Origin of the sequence: Kluyvera sp. STS39-E (assembly GCF_040932435.1) — a bacterium.
Lineage (GTDB): Bacteria > Pseudomonadota > Gammaproteobacteria > Enterobacterales > Enterobacteriaceae > Kluyvera.
Genome location: NZ_JBFQGA010000001.1, coordinates 489577 through 508665, shown reverse-complemented (window position 1 = coordinate 508665; position 19089 = coordinate 489577). Strand labels below are relative to the sequence as shown.

Below are 19089 nucleotides of genomic sequence, written 5' to 3'. Positions count from 1 at the left end.
TGTGCGTGGCTTAACCTCTTTTACGTCGATAAGCAGGCGCGCTTTGCGGTTTTGGCGCGCTCTCCGCAAGCGCCATCACTACGCTGGCGAACTCTTTCATTACCCGGCGGTAGACGTCGCGTTTAAACGAGACGACCTGGCGCACCGGGTACCAGTAACTCACCCAGCGCCAACCGTCGAATTCCGGCGTGCTGCTGGTCTGCATATTGATATCCGCGTCATTGCCGATCAACTGCAAGAGAAACCACTTTTGTTTCTGGCCGATACAAACCGGCTTTGTGTCCCAACGCACCAAACGTTTTGGCAACTTGTAACGCAACCAGTTTCGGGTCGAAGCGAGGATCCGTACATCTTTACGACTTAATCCTACTTCTTCGAACAGTTCCCGATACATCGCCTGTTCTGCTGTCTCACCGGGGTTTATGCCCCCTTGCGGGAATTGCCAGGAGTGCTGACCGTAGCGTCGGGCCCACATGACCTGGCCCTGACGATTGCAAATTACAATACCAACATTCGGGCGGTAGCCATCGTCATCAATCACCGGACTACCTCAATATAAGCTTCAATGTGAATGATTGTTTCACACTCGCTGGAAACGGTAAACCACTCTATTGCACTGCTACATGCCGAATAACATTTGAATAACTCACAGTAATCATCAGAGTTATAAACAGCGAAGCCGACTTGCGGCCGATTTTATTCACTTTTTCTGTGGATAGAGTTGTGAAGAAGTAGGGGTTTACCCAGGGAAAACCCAGAGCACTCCGAATAATCGCATGCTAGCGACTTTCAGTAAAATGCTATTTTTCATTATGTTATTAGCATTAATCCGCCTGTATGACTCTATAACGTGATGATCGTCACATAGGCGATCCTTCCATTGATGAAAGATCGAACAACGTCGGTTTTATCCACAGATTGTGCCAACATCTTAGACACCTTTTGTGCAAAAAATCGATTTTCGTCGCACGTCAAGGCTGTAAATGGAAACAGTAGTGGGGCTTTTCCCCAGTTATCCCATTTTTCTGTGGATAACATGGTGTAAGATCCTGTTCATTGCCAGTGACCAGATTTGGGAAACCTTTTTTATCGCCGTTTTTCGGCGGTGGATATTCAAAAAAAGTTCATTATTATCATTGCGTTGAATTATTTACCCATAAAAAGTTAAACTCTATCCACACCCAGCAAAATTGTCGTTCATTTTTTAAGCAAAAGGCGCTTTATTATGTCACTCCTCGCTCCACTTCGCGCATCGCCGAAAACTCAGGCTGAACTGCTCGCCCAGGCTCAGCGTCTGGCTGGCTATTCGCTGGGCGAGCTTGCAGCGCTGGCCGGTATCGCGACACCGAAGGATTTAAAGCGCGACAAGGGCTGGATTGGCATTCTGCTGGAAATATGGCTGGGCGCGAGCGCCGGCAGCAAACCCGAGCAGGATTTCGCCGCGCTGGGCGTTGAACTGAAAACTATCCCCATTGATGCAGCAGGTCGACCGCTGGAAACCACCTTCGTCTGCGTCGCCCCTCTAACAGGGAATTCTGGCGTAACCTGGGAGAGCAGCCATGTGCGTCATAAGCTTAAGCGGGTACTGTGGATGCCGGTGGAGGGTGAACGCTCCATCCCCCTTGCCGAGCGTCGGGTTGGCGCACCGATTTTGTGGACACCCAGTGCCGAAGAGGAGCTGCAGCTGCGGATGGATTGGGAAGAACTGATGGATCTCATCGTATTAGGCCAGGTCGAGCGAATTACCGCGCGTCACGGTGAGGTGCTGCAACTGCGTCCCAAGGCCGCCAACAGCAAAGCGCTAACCGAAGCCATCGGCACACACGGTGAGCGTATTATGACGCTGCCGCGCGGTTTCTATTTGAAAAAGAACTTCACCGCCGCCCTGCTGGCTCGCCACTTTATGCTGCAAGCAGATTAATTTTTTGTCCTGCCGCGCCGTGGGCTTATAATCATCTCGCTATCCGTTTTGCTACGCCGACGCTCTTGACGTCTCCGGTTCCAACAAGGATCTGTTTCCGGGGCCGTTAGTCGGCGTTTAAACGCGTCGCACTTCTACGTAAATCAATTAAACTTCGTTTTTTTTGGCAGGACTTACCTAATGTTATTTGCATGGATCACCGACCCCAATGCTTGGCTCGCGCTTGGCACTCTGACCATTCTGGAGATCGTTCTGGGGATCGATAATATTATTTTCCTCTCTCTGGTTGTTGCTAAGCTCCCTACTGCACAACGCGCCCATGCCCGTCGAATTGGCTTAATGGGGGCGATGTTCATGCGTCTGGCGCTGCTGGCCTCGATTGCTTGGGTCGTAAAGCTGACCTATCCGTTATTCACCGTATTTGGCCAAGCGATTTCTATTCGCGATCTGATCCTGCTGCTCGGCGGACTATTTCTTATCTGGAAGTCGATTAAAGAAATTCACGAGTCGATTGAAGGCGATGAGGAAGGCATGAAAACCAACGTGCACTCTTTTCTCGGCGCCATCGTGCAAATTATGCTGCTGGATATCATCTTCAGCCTCGATTCGGTGATCACCGCCGTGGGCCTGTCCGATCATCTGTTTATTATGATGGCGGCGGTGGTGATTGCAGTGGGCGTGATGATGTTTGCTGCACGTTCTATAGGTGAGTTCGTTGACCGTCACCCTTCGGTGAAAATGCTGGCACTGTCATTCCTTATTCTGGTCGGCTTTACGCTGATCCTTGAGAGTTTTGATGTGCATGTGCCGAAAGGTTACATCTACTTTGCCATGTTCTTCTCGATTTCGGTTGAAAGCCTCAACCTCCTGAGAAGCAAGAAAAACCCGCTCTAATTCGTTACTCACAGCCCTCTTTTGAGGGCTGTGTCTTATTTTTTTTAAGATTTTCCCCCTTTATGCTGCTCTCCGGGTCAGTTATTACTAGACTATTGAGAGTGCGGTTAAAGAAGGGGATAACGATGACAAAATGGGCAGTTTTGATTTCCGCAGTGGGCTTAGCATTTGCAGTATCCGGCTGCAGCAGCGATTACGTCATGGCGACGAAAGACGGTCGAATGATCCTCACCGATGGTAAACCGGAAGTCGACGACGATACTGGCCTTATCAGCTATGAAGATCAGCAGGGTAATCAGATGCAGATCAACCGTGACGATGTATCGCAGATCATCAAACGATAAACGCATACCCTTCTTCATTCAGGTATCGAGGTCAGCCGCCTGCTGGCCTTTTTTATTTTTTTACTTCCCCTTTTTCTTCCCCTCTGCCATTTTTATATTCCTTTGTCAGGACTCTTTCCTGACGCTGTTGATAAAAGGAAGCCGGCTTATGCAGTACCACCGTATCCCCCACAGCTCGCTTGAGATAAGCACCCTTGGGCTGGGCACAATGACGTTTGGTGAACAGAATAGCGAAGCCGACGCCCACGCACAGCTCGATTACGCCGTCAGCCAAGGTATCAATCTGATTGATGTCGCTGAGATGTACCCCGTTCCTCCGCGCCCGGAGACCCAGGGTCTGACCGAAACTTACGTCGGCAACTGGCTGGCGAAGCACGGTAATCGCGAGAAACTGGTTATTGCTTCGAAAGTCAGCGGCCCATCGCGTAATAACGACAGCGGCATCCGTCCAAACCAGGCGCTAGACCGCAAGAACATTCGTGATGCACTGCATAACAGCCTAAAACGTCTGCAGACCGACTACCTCGATCTCTATCAAGTGCACTGGCCGCAGCGTCCGACCAACTGTTTCGGCAAGCTGGGCTACACCTGGGCTGATTCCGCACCGGTTGTTTCACTGCTGGAGACGCTGGAAGCGCTGACCGAATACCAGCGTGCCGGGAAAATTCGCTATATCGGCGTATCGAATGAAACGGCGTTTGGCGTGATGCGCTATCTGCATCTGGCCGACAAACACGATCTGCCACGCATTGTGACCATCCAGAACCCGTACAGCTTGGTCAACCGCAGTTATGAAGTGGCGCTGGCGGAAGTGAGCCAGTTTGAAGGCGTTGAGCTTTTGGCATACTCCTGCCTCGCGTTCGGTACCCTAACCGGTAAATACCTGAACGGTGCAAAACCTGCCGGGGCGCGTAATACGCTGTTTAGCCGTTTCACCCGCTACAGCGGTGAGCAGACGCAGAAAGCGGTTGCCGCCTATGTTGATATCGCCAAACGTCATAATCTTGACCCTGCGCAAATGGCGCTGGCCTTCGTTCGCCGTCAGCCGTTTGTCGCCAGTACCCTATTAGGGGCAACAACGATGGAACAGCTCAAAACTAACGTCGAGAGTCTGCACCTGGAGTTGAGTGAAGAGGTATTAGCGGAGATTGAATCGGTGCATCAGGTTTATACCTACCCGGCACCGTAAGATGTGCGTCGCCCTTCGGCGACGTGCACCTTAAAATGTAGGCCGGATTAGCGAAGCGCCATCCGGCACGATATAGCACATTGCCGGATAGCGGCGTAAACACTTCGGTTAATTAGTAGGCCTGATAAGCGCAGCGCCATCAGGCAACCGCGCACATATCTGCCGGATGGCGGCGTAAACGCCTTATCCGGCCTACGATTTAGCGCCGTTTGGCCCACAGCCACAGTACGATAATCGCTAGCGCGAACAGCACGCCAAATCCCACGCCCACGCCAACCACCGGAATCCCTACCGCTACCGCCAGCGAATAGAGCCCCAGCATAACCAGCATGGCGCTGTTTTCGCCCAGATTCTGTACCGCTATCGCATTGCCGGAGCCGACGGTGTGTTTACCGCGATCCTGCAGCAGCGCATTGAGCGGGACGATGAAGAAACCGCCGCAAATGCCGATTATAAAGAGCAGCACATAGGCTGGGAGAATCGCGTGTTGCAGGGCAAAAATCGCCACCACCACACCAATTAGCACCCCGGCGGGCATACAGCGAGCCACCGTTTTCAGGGTCACCAGCTTAGCCGCCGCCCCAGCTCCCACCACAATCCCCACGGCGACCATCGCGTTAAGGTAGGTTGGCGTCGCGTGATCGGTAAGCCCCAACACCTGCGGCACCCACAGCACCAGTAGAAAACGCAAAGTCACGCCTGCTCCCCAGAACAGACTGGTGCCCAATAGCGAGAAACGGGTTTCACCGTTGTGCCACAGCACGTTACAGGCGTTGAAAAAGCTACGGGTCATTGGGCGAAAATGCCAAGATTGCCCCGGACGCGCGGCAGGCAGTTTGGGGATAAAGATATTCGCCACCACCGCACCACCATACACCAGCGCGCAGAGCGTCAGCGCCCCGACCACGCTCATATCGGCAATTTTGCCGCCCGCAACCGATCCCATCAGAATCGCCGCAATCGTGGAGGCTTCCATCAGGCCGTTAGCTTTAACCAACTTATCGCCGGTGGTTATCTCCCCTAAAATGCCGTATTTCGCCGGAGAGTAGGCCGCGGCCCCAATGCCCACCAGCAGATAGCCGATAAACGGGTTTAAGCCCACACAAATCATCGCCGCACCGATAAGCTTCAGACCGTTGGCGAACATCATCACCCGACCTTTGCCAAAGCTATCAGCAATTTGCCCCACAAACGGTGCAAAAAGGATGTAAGCGCCTACAAACACCATTTGCAGTACCGGCTGACTCCAGTCCGGATAATACTGCTGGCTCATCAGCGCCAGCGTGGCAAACAGCAGCGCATTGTCACCAAAAGCGGAAAGGAACTGGGCAAAAATAACCGCCATCATGCCCTTAGACCAGATGGAAGGGTTAGTGTGTACTGACTCACTCATTCGGATGTTCCGTCTCGGCTAGCATGGTTTTCAAGGTGACGAAATCCGGTTTGCCGCTGCCCAAAAGCGGCAGCTGTTTCAAATGACGGATATCGCGTGGAACCGCCAATTCCGGTACGCCGTTGGCCCGCGCGTACTGCAATAACTTGTCGCGGGTCAGTTCATTATCGGTGGTAAACAGCACCAGCGCCTCACCTTTACTGGCGTCAGATTTCACCGCCGTGCCGTGCATTTTCTCCGGCGATACCGCAAGAGCCATCAGCTCGACCATCTCCAATGAAACCATCTCACCGGCTATTTTCGCAAAGCGTTTGGCGCGCCCCTGAATCTGTACGAACCCCTGCGCATCAAAAGCCACGATATCGCCAGTGTCATACCAGCCCGTTTCCAACTCGCCGTGCTGGTTTTCTGCCGTCGGCACTTCCAGCACGCCTGGATTTTCTACACGTAGATAGCCGGACATCACGTTTGGCCCTTTCACCTGTAGACGACCACCCTGCTCAATGCCGGGGATCTCCAGTAGCCTTGCGTCCATACCCGGCAGAATACGCCCCACGGTGCCGGGTTTCGCCGCCATCGGCACGTTGATAGAGACCACCGGCGCACATTCTGTTACGCCGTAGCCTTCCAGAATGCGCAGGCCGAATTTGTCCTGCCACAGTTCTTTGGTGCTCTGCTGGAGCTTTTCCGCCCCCGCCACGACATAACGCAGACGATAGAAGTCGTACGGATTGGCAAAGCGCGCATAGTTACCTAAAAACGTAGACGTGCCAAACAGCACGGTGCAGTTGCGGTCGTAAACCAGCTCCGGCACGACACGATAGTGCAGCGGGCTTGGGTAGAGGAATACTTCTGCCCCGGTGAGCAGCGGCGTGAACAACCCGACCGTCAGGCCAAAAGAGTGGAACAGCGGCAGCGCCGACATAAAGCGATCGTTGGCGGTAAAGTCGGCAATGGTTTTAATCTGCTCAACGTTGGCCAGAATGCTTTTGTGGCTATGCACTACACCTTTCGGGTGGCCTTCCGAGCCGGAGGTAAAGAGGATAATCGCCGGATCTTCCGGTTTCTGTTCAACCTGCGCCAAATGCGGCATCAGTACGCGAGAGAAGATCCACAGCTTATCGGCGGTTGTAACATCGCCTTTTAAATCTTCAAGAAACACCCAGCGAACCTGGGTGAGCTGTTCCGTCAGATGCCAGAGCTTGCCTTTATCAAGGAAGGTTCGCGAGGTAAAAATGGTGCCAATTTGCGCCGCGGTAATGGCGCTGGTGAGCCCTTTAACCCCCGCGGTGTAGTTCATCATCGCCGGAATGCGCCCACGGGCGATGGCGCCGAAAATAACCGCCGCGCTGATACCGGCATTCGGCAGCATTAAACCAATTTTTTCGCCCTTCTGGCTGTATTTTTCCAAAATACGCGCCACAAAAAGCGTTTTGGTCAGCAGCTTGCGATAGTTGTCCGGCTGGAAGTTAATATCTTCAATACATGGTTTTTTCTCACCGTAACGGCGCATCGCCGACAGCAAGGATTCATACAGGGTTTCGCGTGGGCGAACCGCCATCCGCGCTTCCATCATAATCTGATGCAGCATTTCACCGGCGATTTTACGCCGATCGCGAGCGCGCGGCGCTTCCGGCATTGGCAGCGTCGTCGGCGGCAACAGGTGCAGTTGAATTTGCGGGAAGCAGCGGCGTTTCACCAGCCCTTTCAAGCGGCTGAAGTAGGTCAGTTCAGCCCCTTCAATGCGCACTGGGATAATCGTCGCGCCGGATTTTGCCGCGACAAAGGCCGCGCCATCATAAATTTTCATCAGCGAGCCGGAGACCGAAATGCGCCCTTCTGGAAAAATAACCACCGGGCGGCCCTTTTCAATCAAGCGTACCAGATGCTTGATTGACATAGGTTTAGTCGGATCGAGCGGCACAAAATCGATGATTGGTTTAAGCCAGCGCATAAACCATTTTTCAGAAATCGAACTGTACACGGCAAATACCGGGCGAACCGGAAGAAACAGCGCCAGGAGTACACCGTCGAGGAATGAAACGTGGTTGGGCGTAATCAGCACCTTGGGCTGACGTAGTGCATCGGTGTTACCGGTCATCCTTACGCGGAATAACACCTTAAAAACTTGTCGAAAAAATCCCAGAAGCATATCAACTCCATTTGCCATCGTTGTGTCATTTCAGGGTACATGAGAACGCTGGGGAAATGCAGTAAACGGGCCGATTGAGGCAAAAAAAAACCTGCGCATCTGCGCAGGTCGGTGTAAGTGATGGCGTGTGCAAGGCACACTTGAATACGTTCACCAATCAATACCTCTGGGACCACAATTGTCACTTACCGCGCGGCTGGCAGCCAGCAAAAAAGCGCAAGAGAGTAAGCGCAAATGCAACGAGGTATTGCGATTATCGGGAACTGTTACAGGGGGAGCGTGAGGCAAAAAAAAACCTGCGCATCTGCGCAGGTTGGTGTAATCAAGTGATCAACCCTTAGGGCCGACTTCACCTATCAATACCTCTGGGATAATCAGATTAGCAATTCACGCCGCGCCTTCTCTAGCGGACATTCGCAACAGCATCCCGCAAAGTGTAAGCAAACATTTGAATCTTCTCGTTTGGTTGCATATCAGTGGTGTAACTGTTCCACAAAACGCCAGCAATGCATCAATATTGTGCATTTCTCCACAGAGTCATCCTTGAATACAACCGGGATTTCCGTAACACTGTTAAGGTGTAAACGTTTACCCACCGAAAGATCATTAAGGCAGATTATGGCGACAATTAAAGATGTGGCCCGGCTCGCAGGCGTCTCCGTCGCTACCGTTTCCCGCGTCATCAATAACTCCCCAAAAGCCAGCGATGCCTCGCGTCAGGCGGTTTCCTCCGCCATGGAAGCATTGAACTACCATCCCAATGCCAACGCACGCGCCCTGGCGCAGCAATCGACGGAAACCGTCGGTCTAGTGGTAGGCGATGTTTCCGATCCGTTTTTTGGCGCCATGGTGAAAGCCGTGGAGCAGGTAGCCTACAACACCGGTAATTTTTTATTGATTGGCAACGGCTACCATAACGAAGAGAAAGAGCGCCAGGCCATTGAGCAGCTCATCCGCCATCGTTGCGCGGCGTTAGTGGTTCACGCCAAGCTTATCCCCGATGCGGAGCTGTCGAGCCTGATGAAGCAGATCCCCGGCATGGTATTAATTAACCGCATCCTGCCCGGCTTTGAAAAACGCTGCGTCGCGCTGGACGACCGCTACGGTGCTTGGTTGGCAACCCGCCATCTTATTCAGCAAGGGCATACCCGAATCGGCTATATCTGTTCGACCCACGCCATTTCGGATGCAGAAGACCGCTTGCAGGGCTATTACGATGCGCTAAAAGAGCACGGACTGCCGTGCAACGATAGGCTCGTCACTTTCGCTGAGCCGGATGAGAGCGGTGGCGAGCTGGCGATGACTGAACTGTTGGGGCGTGGTAAGCAGTTTACCGCCGTGGCCTGCTATAACGATTCAATGGCTGCGGGTGCAATGGGGGTGCTCAACGATAATGGCATCGATGTGCCGCAGGAAATTTCGCTGATGGGGTTTGATGACGTGCTGGTATCCCGCTATGTGCGTCCGCGCCTAACCACTATCCGCTACCCGATTGTCACCATGGCAACCCAAGCCGCCGAACTGGCGCTCGCGCTGGCGGAGAAACGCCCGCTACCGGATATTACTCACCTCTTCAGCCCAACGTTGGTACGTCGTCATTCGGTGATGGCACCTAGCGAAGCGCCTAAGTCGTAACGATACAGATGCACGGCGGTGTCCGGATAATCTAGGCCATCGCCGATGTACTGCCAGCCAAAGCGTTCGTAAAAATCACGACACGCCGAATAGAGATACAGTTCGTCAAACCCCTGCGCTTTAGCATAGTCAATCACGTGTTGCCCAAGCTTCCCGGCCAGCCCGCATCCACGGGCAGACTCATCAACGTACAGCGCCGCCATCCACGGCCACAGATCTTGGCGCGTAATTAAGTCACAGCGCCACAGGCCTACCGTGCCTAACAAGCGATCATTTTCGGTGGCAACAAAAGTGATAGGCAGCGCGCCCGGCGTCATGCTGTGATTGATAACGCTGTCGAAAAATGCTGGTGATAGCCCTTCACCAAACGCCTGCCATAGCCAGCGGCTGACCTGCACGGCATGCTGAGGCGCGGCGTACAACGGTTGAATCTTCAAAGCTGCTTGCCCTGAAAAATGGGCACCGACTCAAACAAATAGCCGTCAAAATCTGGAGCATCTTCGTCCGATAGCTCCAGCAGGCTATTTTTCACATTTTCAAGATGTTGCCAGGTTGCCTGCCACGCCCCCATCACATCGCGGCGACGCAGCGCCGCAAGGATCGTCTGTCGGTCGCCGAGCCATTTCAGACGATAGGCACGGCTAGCAATATGCACGTTAAACTGCTGCCACAACGGACTGCTGTCCATCTGAAGCCAGACGCGTTCAATGGTTGCCAGTAGCATTTGGTTTTGCGTCGCACCGGCCAGCACCAGATGAAACAGGCGGCTGTTGTCTTGGCTGGTATCGTTCATAGCAATCGCCCGCTGCTCGCGTTCAATAATCTGTTTTAGGTTATCGATATCTGCGCGGGTTGCCATTTTGGCGGCGAAGGCAGCGATGTTGCTTTCGAGCAGTTGACGCGCCTGCAGGATCTCAAACGGCCCGACGTCGCTGCTGAGCATCTGCTCTTCTTCACCGTCATTTTCTTGCGGGATACGCATAACGTACACGCCAGACCCTTGGCGGATATCTACCGTGCCCTGCAGCTCCAGCATCAACAGCGCTTCACGAACGATTGTCCGACTAACGCCATAGGTTTCGGCGATATTGCGCTCAGGCGGCAGACGCGAGCCGACACCATAGTGCCCCTGCATAATCTGGGCGCGCAAATCATCGCCAATCTCCTGATAGGGCTTCTTTTCCGGCGGGACGGTTGCCTTCTCCACAATATCACCTGTTCGTTATGCTTATTCCGCCGCTATCTTAGCAAAAATTAGCGCCACTCATCATCGATATCCACAGTCAATTCGCGGCTATCGCGTAGCTGACGGAACCAGCTTGCTGAGGCCTTAGGGCGGCGCGCCCGGTCGTTTTGTAGATCGATTTCAATCAACCCGTAGCGGTTTTTAAAAGCGTTCATCGGCGAAACGTTGTCGGTAAAGGCCCACAACATATAGCCATGGCAATTCGCGCCATCTTCTCGCGCTCGTAGCGTCTGCCACAGATGTTCACTAATAAAACGAATCCGGTAATCGTCAGCAATCACGCCATCGGCGTTGCGGAACTGGCCTTCGTTTTCGACTCCCATGCCGCTTTCGGCAACAAACCAAGAAATATTACGGTAGTCGTTTTTAATCCGCATCGCCATGTCGTAAACAATCGTCGGATAAATTTCCCACCCGCGCGAGTTATTCATCTTTCTGCCCGGCAATTCAAATGGCTCATAGTACCAAGCGGGATGGAACGGCGTGTCGGGGTGCCAGGCGCGCGACGGCGCTTTAACCCGGTGAGGATAGTAAAGATTGATCCCCAGTTCATCGACCGTGTTGTCGCGGATAATCGCCAGCTCTTCGGCGCTGTAATCCCAAGCCACGCCGTGTTTTTCCAGTAACGAGAATAACGCCTGCGGATAATGGCCGTGCACCAGCGGGTCGAGAAAGACACGGTTATAAAACAGGTCGTAAACCTCCGCCGCGCGCCGGTCATGCGCGGCGCTCGAGCGTGGATAGGTCACTTCCGGATTGAGAATGCAGCCTACCGTTCCCTGGTAGCCTTTCTCACGAAACAGCTGCACCACCTTGGCCGTCGCCAGCACTTTGTGATGGTTCCACTGCATCCAGGTGCCGGTGTTCTGTTCGTATGGCCAGCGCAGCGCATCGAGGTAGACGCGGGTTTGCACCACAATCGGCTCGTTGAAGGTAAACCAGCGCGTGACCTTGTGATGATAGCGAGAGAAGACCTGCTCAACGTAGCGCACGTAGAGTTCGACGACTTTTTTTGAACCCCAGCCGCCGTACTTTTCCAACAGATAACCCGGCAATTCATAGTGTTCTAAGCAAATCATCGGCTCAATGCCGTTCGCCAACAGCTCATCGAAAAGCTGGTCGTAATAGGCGGCGTACTCCTCATCAACCGTCACGTCTTCATAGTCGGTCAGGAAGCGCGACCAGTTGATCGAGGTGCGGTAATGGGTCAGCCCAGCAAGCTTCATCAGCTGCACATCTTCACGAAAACGGTTGATGAAATCCGTCGCCACTGCCGGACCGTAGCCGTTATGCCAGACGTGGCGGTCATTCTTGTACCAAAGATCGGGCCAGGAATCCTGCCCCGCTTTTTTGCCGCTCCAGCCTTCTGTCTGCCAAGCTGAGGCCGCTGCCCCCAGAATAAAGTCCTGCGGGATAGTCATCCGTTTGATGCTCATAGCGTCCTCATAGGTTATCGGTGGCCGGGGTTTTCGCCGCCAGGCGTTCGGAGATTTCGGCGCGGCGGGAGGCGATTTTGACGAACGGCAGGTAGATAAGCACCGCCACCACGATACAGATCAGCTGCGTGACCACCGCCCCCATCGACCCAGCGGTCGAGAGCCAAGCGTTAATCAGAGGTGGAGTGGTCCACGGCACCATCACCACCGCTTTGCCCGCAAAGCCGGTTACCGTGGCGAAGTATCCAATGCTGCCGGTCACCAGCGGGGTAATGATGAAAGGAATCGCGAGGATCGGGTTCAACATGATAGGCATGCCGAAGATCACCGGTTCGTTAATGTTGAAGAGCCCAGGCCCTATCGACAGCTTGGCAATCTCTTTCATCTCTTTGCGTTTGGTAGCGATCATCACGGCGATCAGCAGGCCAATGGTTAAGCCGGATCCGCCGATGCTCATGTAGACATCCCAGAACGGCATAGTGATGATGTTCGGCACCTCTTTGCCCTGCTCAAAGGCGCTCATATTGACGGTGATAGCCCCCAGTAATAAAGGCTCACGGATCGGTTTGATCATCTGGTTGCCGTGGATGCCAATGACCCAGAAGATCTGCGCCACAAACATCAGCAGCAGGATACCCGGCAGGCTTTGCATGACACGCTCAAGCGGCTGCTGTACCACTTGGTAAACCGCGTCGTAGAGATACATGCCGGTGATTTGATGGAAAATAAAACCGAACGTCGCGATGGCCGTGGTGGTAATGATCGCGGGGATCAGCGCCGAAAACGAGGCGGCGACGTTTGGCGGCACCGTATCCGGCATTTTGATCTTGAGGCCCTTACGCCCCTCCAACCAGCAGTAAATTTCCACCGACAAGATAGCGATAAACATGCCGAGGAACAGGCTGCGGGTATCGGAGAACTGGCGCAACAGGACGTCTTTCACCTGATGCATCTGCCCGTCAACCATCATCTCAACGGTGGTTGGGGTGACGCAGATAAAGCAAATGACCGCCAACAGACCGGGAAACAGCGTCTTAATGCCGTTGATGCGCCCAAGCTCAATCCCTATCAGAAAGACCGCGCCAATATTGAGGAAGTTAAGCGTGGCGTAGTTCAGCGCACTGGTAATGGGTTTGAGCGTGGCGAGAAACGATAGCGACTGAAAGCTCGCAAGGCCATTTTTGGGATCCAGCACCATGTTGGAGATCAGTACCGAGAAAGCCCCGACAATGATCACCGGCATCAAGGTAATAAAGGCGTGTTTGATCGCCATAATATAGCGGTAGCTGTTGAATTTCGTGGCGAAACTCCCCAGTGAATCAATCAATTTTTCCTGTAATGCCATAGAGGGTACCTCAGGTTAAGGGCTATTTAGCGCGTCAGGTGTACGGCTAAACACCTTTTGGCATACCAAAAATAGCCACAGCTACAAAATTGTTCTGTGATTAAGCTCTCAACCTCTAATTTGGTATTCCAGAATAAGAATAATTTGATAATTGGCATACCGCATTACAAACGGTAATTTTTAACGGCGGGATACTGCAAAAGCGTGATCGCGATAGGTTTTTTAACCCCCGGTGAGTGCGCTTAACCCTGTGATGACTGTGTTAAACTGCAGCGTATTACGGAGTCTCAGGAAATAATAATGGCAACGATGCTGGATGTCTCAAAACACGCAGGAGTCTCGAAAGCGACGGTGTCCCGCGTGCTCAATGGAACGGGTCAGGTTAAAGAGAGCACCCGTCAGCAGGTGTTCAAAGCGATGGAGGAGCTGGGGTATCGCCCAAACTTCTTGGCGCGTTCGCTGGCAAACCAGACCAGCAACAGCATCGGCCTTGTGGTTTCGACCTTCGATGGTTTCTACTTCGGTCGCCTGCTCCAGCAGGCCTCCCGGCAGACAGAAGCCTGGGGTAAACAGCTTATCGTCACCGACGGTCATGATACGCCCGAGCGAGAAGAACAGGCGGTGCAAATGCTCGCCGACCGCCAGTGTGACGCCATCGTGCTGTATACCCGACATATGACCGAGAAGGCCATTATGGAGCTGGTGAATAACACGCCGATGCCGCTTGTGGTCATCAACCGTGACGTCAGCCAGGCGCGCGATCGCTGCGTATTTTTCGAACAGCAAGACGCGGCATTTCAGGCGGTCGAGTATTTGATTTCGCAAGGGCACCGCGATATCGGTTGTATCACCGTCCCGATTCACACGCCAACCGGCCAGGCCCGTTTACAGGGTTATCGTCGGGCGCTGGAGCAAAACGGCATCAAGTGGGACCCGGCGAAAGTGAAACACGGTGACTCCACCATGAATTGTGGCTATGACATGTGCAACGAGCTGCTGGCTGAGAAAGTTAAGTTTAGCGCTCTGTTTACCTGTAACGATGATATGGCGCTTGGGGCATCTAAGGCACTGCATCAGGCAGGGCTTGATATTCCGCAGGATATTTCGCTGTTTGGCTTCGATGACGCACCTAGCGCCAAATGGCTGGAGCCAGGACTTTCGACCGTCTATTTGCCGATCGACAACATGATTGTTACCGCCATCGATCAGGCCATTAAGCTGGCCAGCGGCGAGGAAATTGAAACCATTCCGCCGTTTACCGGCACGCTGGTGTTGCGCGATTCGGTGACCACCGGCCCGTATTTTAAGTAATCAGCGATAATTGCCGGATGGCGGCGCAAGCGCCTTATCCGGCCTACCCGAACAAGACCCGTAGGCTCGATAAGCGCAGCACCATCCGGCACAGCCGAACAAGAACCGTAGGCCCGATAAGCGCAGCGCCATCGGGCACAACCGAACAAGAATCGTAGGCCCGATAAGCGCAGCACCATCCGGCACAGCCGAACAAGAACCGTAGGCCCGATAAGCGCAGCGCCATCGGGCACAGCCGAACAAAAACCGTAGGCCCGATAAGCGCAGCGCCATCGGGCACAGCGCATTCTCAGATAAGTTCCAGCGCCAACAGTTCCTCAATCGTCTGACGACGACGAATCAGTCGCGCGACACCGTTATCAAACAACACTTCCGGCAGCAGCGGACGGCTATTGTAGTTCGACGACATCGAAGCACCGTAAGCACCGGTATCATGCAGCACCAGATAATCCCCCGGAACCACCGCTGGCAGAAGGCGCGTTTCAACCTTACCGCCCTCTTGCTGGGTGAACACGTCACCGGATTCGCATAGCGGCCCGGCGACGACCGTTTCCACCTGCGGCACCTGTTCAAGAGAGCGCCCATCTCCGGTCATCGCGGAAATTGCATGATAGCTGCCGTACATCGCCGGACGCATCAGGTCGTTAAAACCGGCATCAATCAGCACAAAGTGACGGCTGCCCATCTCTTTCACGCTTCGCACTTGGGCCACCAGCACACCCGCTTCCGCCACCAAGAAACGCCCAGGTTCAATCTCCAGCTTAACCGGATGCCCCAAGTGTTTGGCGATCTGCTCGCGGGCGTTGTTCCACAGGCCGAAATAGTGATCGGTATTGACCGGCTCTTCCCCTTCAAGATACGGGATAGATAACCCACCGCCCGCCGAGATAGCCTCAAGATCCTGACCAAAGTCCACCACCTGCCGCACCATTGCGCCGCAAACCTGTTCCAGATGACCATAGTCCACGCCAGAACCGATATGCATATGAATGCCGACCAGTTTTAGCTTGTAGCGCTGAATCACCTCCAGCGCAGCTGGGAGATCGCTATACCAGATCCCGTGCTTGCTGTTTTCGCCGCCGGTGTTCGTTTTTTGGCTATGCCCGTGACCAAAACCAGGATTCACGCGCAACCACACGCGGTGACCTGGGGAGACTTCGCCCAGTTGCTCAAGCATGTCTACCGAACCGGCGTTTACTGGGATCTGCAATTCCTGCACTCGGGCAAGCGTTGGCAGGTCAATCATGTCGGCGGTAAAGACGATATCGTCATTCCCCGGCACGTATCCCGCCGCCAGCGCGCGTTCAATCTCACCTAACGACACCGAATCAACCTTTACACCCTGCTCACGCATCAGGCGCAGAATATGAATATTCGAGCAGGCCTTCTGAGCGAAGCGAATCACGTCAAACTGGGTCAGCTTGGCGATTTGTGCGCGAATGATTTGCGCGTCGTAAACCCACACCGGGCAGCCAAATTCGGCAGGCAGGCGCAGTAGGTTATCGGCGGTCAGGTCGGTATCGGTGTTGTTGAGCGGGCGTGGCATGGCAAACTCCGGTTATCATTTTTTTATGATTACGCCACAGACAAAAGAGAATAAAAAATATCGTTTTATCGCGAGTCTATGCAAAAATGATATGGACTCGTTGATTCAAGGAACGTCCATGCCCGCCGTTAACCTGCGCCATATCGAAATCTTTCACGCCGTGATGACCGCGGGCAACTTAACGGAAGCCGCGCGCTTGCTCAATACCTCGCAGCCGACCGTCAGTCGCGAGCTAGCGCGCTTTGAGCAGGTGCTGGGATTAAAGCTCTTTGAGCGCAGCCGTGGACGTTTGCATCCCACCGTTCAGGGACTGCGATTATTCGAAGAAGTGCAGCGTTCGTGGTACGGCCTTGACCGCATCGTGAGCGCAGCTGAAAGCCTGCGTGAGTTTCGCCAAGGCGAGCTGTCGATTGTCTGCCTGCCGGTCTTTTCGCAATCTTTCCTGCCGCAGTTACTGCAGCCGTTTTTAGCGCGTTATCCCGACGTTAATCTGACCATCGTACCGCAGGAATCCCCGCTGCTTGAAGAGTGGCTTTCCGCCCAGCGCCATGATTTAGGCTTAACGGAAACTCTCGTCACCCCGGCTGGAACTGAGCGCACGGAGTTACTGTCGTTAGATGAAGTGTGCGTGCTGCCGCAAGGCCACCCGTTGGCGGAAAAAAGTGTGCTGACCCCGGCGGATTTCCAAGGCGAGAATTATATCAGCCTGTCGCAAACCGATAGCTATCGCCATCTGCTGGATGCGCTGTTTGCCGAACATCAGGTAAAACGGCGCATGGTGGTCGAGACGCACAGCGCGGCGTCCATTTGCGCGCTGGTACGCTCAGGTGTCGGCGTGGCGGTGGTCAACCCGCTGACAGCGCTGGACTATGCCGACAGCGGGATTGTCATTCGCCCGTTTAGCGTGTCGGTGCCGTTTACGGTGAGCCTGATCCGCCCCTTGCACCGTCCGGTATCGGCGCTGGTCGAGGCGTTTACTGAACACCTGAAACAACATGCGCGTCAGGTGATCCAGCGGGCTAAGACAGCATAAATTCGACGGCATCGGCGGCATGGATGGCCGCTGTATCAAATACCGGGATCGGGCTTTGTTCCACCGGCACCAGCAGGCCGATTTCGGTGCAGCCGAAGATCACCCCTTGCGCCCCCTGTTCGGCCAGCTTCGCGATAACCTCCACGTAATAGCGGCGCGAAGACTCGCTAAAAGTACCCAAACACAGCTCATCAAAGATGATTTGATTGATGCGCGCCCGGTCTGCTTCCTCCGGGATCAAACTTTCAATGCCAAATTCTGCCGTTAACCGGCCACGGTAAAAATCCTGCTCCATGGTGTAGCGCGTCCCAAGCAGCGCCACGCGCGTCATTCCGGAGGCGGCAATCGCCCGCCCGGTGGCATCAGCAATATGCAAAAACGGCAGCGAACAGTGCGATTCAATCTGCGACGCGACTTTGTGCATGGTGTTAGTACAGAGCAAAATGCCCTCCGCCCCAGCGCGTTCCAGCCCCAACGCGGCCTGCGCCAGCATCTCCCCAGCTTTCTCCCATTCACCACTGGCCTGACAAACCTCAATTTCATGGAAGTCCACGCTGTGCAGCAGCAGACTTGCCGAGTGCAACCCTCCCAAGCGCTGCTTGATGCCTTCATTGATCAGGCGGTAATAGGGAATGGTTGATTCCCAGCTCATGCCGCCCAATAGGCCGATCGTTTTCATGCTCATGTCCTTGTTCGTTGTGGTTCCCCCAGTGAAGCAAAGTTGTGATCAACTTTCCACATCTGCGGGTAGAGTTTTCTTTTTCGCCGCATCTGATATAAATTTAATGAAACACCGTTTCAACATAAAACAGGACTGCCGGATGTTTATTTTTCATAAAGAAACCACGCTTGAAGATCTGGGCAATGGAGTTACCCGCCGCATTCTCGCCCACGATGGCAAAATGATGGCGGTTGAAGTTAACTTCGAAGCAGGGGCGATTGGCCCAATGCACAATCACCCGCACGAGCAGTTAACCTACGTGCTGTCCGGGGAATTTGAATTCACCATCGGCGAAGAGAAGCACATCGTCGGTGCCGGAGATACGCTGTACAAACAGCCTAATATCATGCACGGCTGCGTATGCCTGAAACCGGGGACGCTGCTGGATACCTTTACCCCAGTGCGCCAAGATTTCCTGAAAGCATAATGCCGTCAACCGCCGTTTCTTCTTGAGAAGAAGCGGCTTTTTCACCTTTTCCGACTCCTCCATACCAATTTTCCGCAAATAATCATTGTTTCCGCTGAAATCTAAATCCGACTTACATCACAGTTTCTTGAAAATAAATCCCAGTACATCTATTCGCAGTCTGCCTTAATAGACGCCGCACCCTATTTTAATCATCGGGCCTCATCTTTTTTCAGCGTCTTTTTTATTTTCCACCCTTCTAACGATTAGTTAGTTAATTATTTTAACGGTTAATCATGCTGCCATTTTTGGTGGCTGTTAACTTATCAACTTCCATACCAGACTCCCCGCCAGCTAGCGTCAGATGGGCAAAAACGCCATCGCCGTCACTATAATGAAACATCGTTTCGACTTTGATCACACTTTCATGATTAATCGAATGACGCAGAAATAAATCGCAATAAAATAAATTTAAAACGGTGTTTTATAAAATGATTATTACAAAAGGTCAGATTTT

17 protein-coding genes are annotated in these 19089 nt (G+C 53.5%); 8 read left to right on the top strand and 9 right to left on the bottom strand.

All coding sequences use genetic code 11. The features are described 5' to 3' along the window. Positions 1 to 10 precede the first annotated feature (10 nt). Entirely contained in the window at positions 11 to 541 is a 531-nt protein-coding gene (gene rppH, locus AB4K05_RS02490; RefSeq protein WP_035893962.1) for an RNA pyrophosphohydrolase, read from the bottom strand. 684 nt (positions 542 to 1225) lie between these two features. Between rppH and mutH the strand changes: the two genes are divergently transcribed. The 4 genes from mutH (at position 1226) to AB4K05_RS02470 (ending at position 4348) form a co-directional block, all read left to right on the top strand. After that, positions 1226 to 1921 carry a DNA mismatch repair endonuclease MutH gene (gene mutH / locus AB4K05_RS02485; RefSeq protein ID WP_368478434.1) on the top strand — a complete coding sequence of 232 codons (696 nt, stop codon included), beginning with the start codon at positions 1226 to 1228 and terminating at the stop codon, positions 1919 to 1921. Between the two features lie 180 nt (positions 1922 to 2101). Next, positions 2102 to 2815, top strand: a complete 714-nt coding sequence (locus AB4K05_RS02480) for a TerC family protein (RefSeq protein ID WP_368478433.1) — start codon at positions 2102 to 2104, stop codon at positions 2813 to 2815. A 125-nt stretch (positions 2816 to 2940) separates the two neighbouring features. Then, the gene (locus tag AB4K05_RS02475) at positions 2941 to 3159 is read left to right on the top strand and encodes a YgdI/YgdR family lipoprotein (protein ID WP_052282063.1); all 219 of its coding nucleotides are present in this window, start codon (positions 2941 to 2943) and stop codon (positions 3157 to 3159) included. 148 nt (positions 3160 to 3307) lie between these two features. After that, entirely contained in the window at positions 3308 to 4348 is a 1041-nt protein-coding gene (locus tag AB4K05_RS02470) for an NADP(H)-dependent aldo-keto reductase (protein WP_368478432.1), read from the top strand. A gap of 199 nt (positions 4349 to 4547) precedes the next feature. Here the strand turns inward: AB4K05_RS02470 and lplT are convergent, their stop codons facing one another. Both lplT and aas read right to left on the bottom strand, forming a co-directional pair. After that, positions 4548 to 5741, bottom strand: coding sequence for a lysophospholipid transporter LplT (lplT, locus tag AB4K05_RS02465; protein WP_368478431.1), 1194 nt, complete (start codon positions 5739 to 5741; stop codon positions 4548 to 4550). Beyond that, positions 5734 to 7893 (bottom strand): bifunctional acyl-ACP--phospholipid O-acyltransferase/long-chain-fatty-acid--ACP ligase, encoded by a 2160-nt coding sequence (gene aas / locus AB4K05_RS02460; RefSeq protein WP_368478430.1) that lies wholly within the window; start codon positions 7891 to 7893, stop codon positions 5734 to 5736. Before aas ends, lplT begins: the two co-directional genes overlap by 8 nt. A gap of 618 nt (positions 7894 to 8511) precedes the next feature. Between aas and galR the strand changes: the two genes are divergently transcribed. After that, positions 8512 to 9528, top strand: a complete 1017-nt coding sequence (galR, locus tag AB4K05_RS02455) for an HTH-type transcriptional regulator GalR (RefSeq protein ID WP_368478429.1) — start codon at positions 8512 to 8514, stop codon at positions 9526 to 9528. Here the strand turns inward: galR and AB4K05_RS02450 are convergent. The 4 genes from AB4K05_RS02450 to AB4K05_RS02435 are packed head-to-tail and all read right to left on the bottom strand — an operon-like array spanning position 9489 to position 13555. Beyond that, the gene (locus AB4K05_RS02450; protein ID WP_368478428.1) at positions 9489 to 9965 is read right to left on the bottom strand and encodes a GNAT family N-acetyltransferase; all 477 of its coding nucleotides are present in this window, start codon (positions 9963 to 9965) and stop codon (positions 9489 to 9491) included. The two genes, galR and AB4K05_RS02450, sit on opposite strands and share 40 nt — an antisense overlap. Further along, positions 9962 to 10735 (bottom strand): GntR family transcriptional regulator, encoded by a 774-nt coding sequence (locus AB4K05_RS02445; protein WP_368478427.1) that lies wholly within the window; start codon positions 10733 to 10735, stop codon positions 9962 to 9964. Before AB4K05_RS02445 ends, AB4K05_RS02450 begins: the two co-directional genes overlap by 4 nt. A gap of 47 nt (positions 10736 to 10782) precedes the next feature. Further along, complete coding sequence (locus AB4K05_RS02440; protein ID WP_368478426.1) at positions 10783 to 12210, bottom strand: glycoside hydrolase family 1 protein; 1428 nt, start codon at positions 12208 to 12210, stop codon at positions 10783 to 10785. A gap of 7 nt (positions 12211 to 12217) precedes the next feature. Then, a complete protein-coding gene (locus AB4K05_RS02435) occupies positions 12218 to 13555 on the bottom strand; it encodes a PTS sugar transporter subunit IIC (protein ID WP_368478425.1) in 1338 nt (445 codons plus the stop codon). A gap of 309 nt (positions 13556 to 13864) precedes the next feature. Between AB4K05_RS02435 and AB4K05_RS02430 the strand changes: the two genes are divergently transcribed. Next, positions 13865 to 14866: a LacI family DNA-binding transcriptional regulator gene (locus AB4K05_RS02430; RefSeq protein ID WP_368478635.1), complete on the top strand. Its 1002-nt coding sequence runs from the start codon at positions 13865 to 13867 to the stop codon at positions 14864 to 14866. A 289-nt stretch (positions 14867 to 15155) separates the two neighbouring features. Here AB4K05_RS02430 and lysA read toward each other — a convergent pair whose 3' ends face one another. Then, positions 15156 to 16412: a diaminopimelate decarboxylase gene (lysA, locus tag AB4K05_RS02425; protein WP_368478424.1), complete on the bottom strand. Its 1257-nt coding sequence runs from the start codon at positions 16410 to 16412 to the stop codon at positions 15156 to 15158. A gap of 118 nt (positions 16413 to 16530) precedes the next feature. On the opposite strand from lysA, the gene AB4K05_RS02420 reads away from it, so the two are divergent. Then, positions 16531 to 17445: a LysR family transcriptional regulator gene (locus AB4K05_RS02420; RefSeq protein WP_368478423.1), complete on the top strand. Its 915-nt coding sequence runs from the start codon at positions 16531 to 16533 to the stop codon at positions 17443 to 17445. Here AB4K05_RS02420 and AB4K05_RS02415 read toward each other — a convergent pair. Continuing rightward, entirely contained in the window at positions 17432 to 18124 is a 693-nt protein-coding gene (locus AB4K05_RS02415) for an aspartate/glutamate racemase (RefSeq protein ID WP_368478422.1), read from the bottom strand. The genes AB4K05_RS02420 and AB4K05_RS02415 overlap by 14 nt on opposite strands. A 142-nt stretch (positions 18125 to 18266) precedes the next feature. Here AB4K05_RS02415 and AB4K05_RS02410 point away from each other — a divergent pair, with 142 nt between their 5' ends. Continuing rightward, positions 18267 to 18593: a cupin domain-containing protein gene (locus AB4K05_RS02410; RefSeq protein ID WP_368478421.1), complete on the top strand. Its 327-nt coding sequence runs from the start codon at positions 18267 to 18269 to the stop codon at positions 18591 to 18593. The last annotated feature ends 496 nt before the right edge of the window (positions 18594 to 19089 follow it).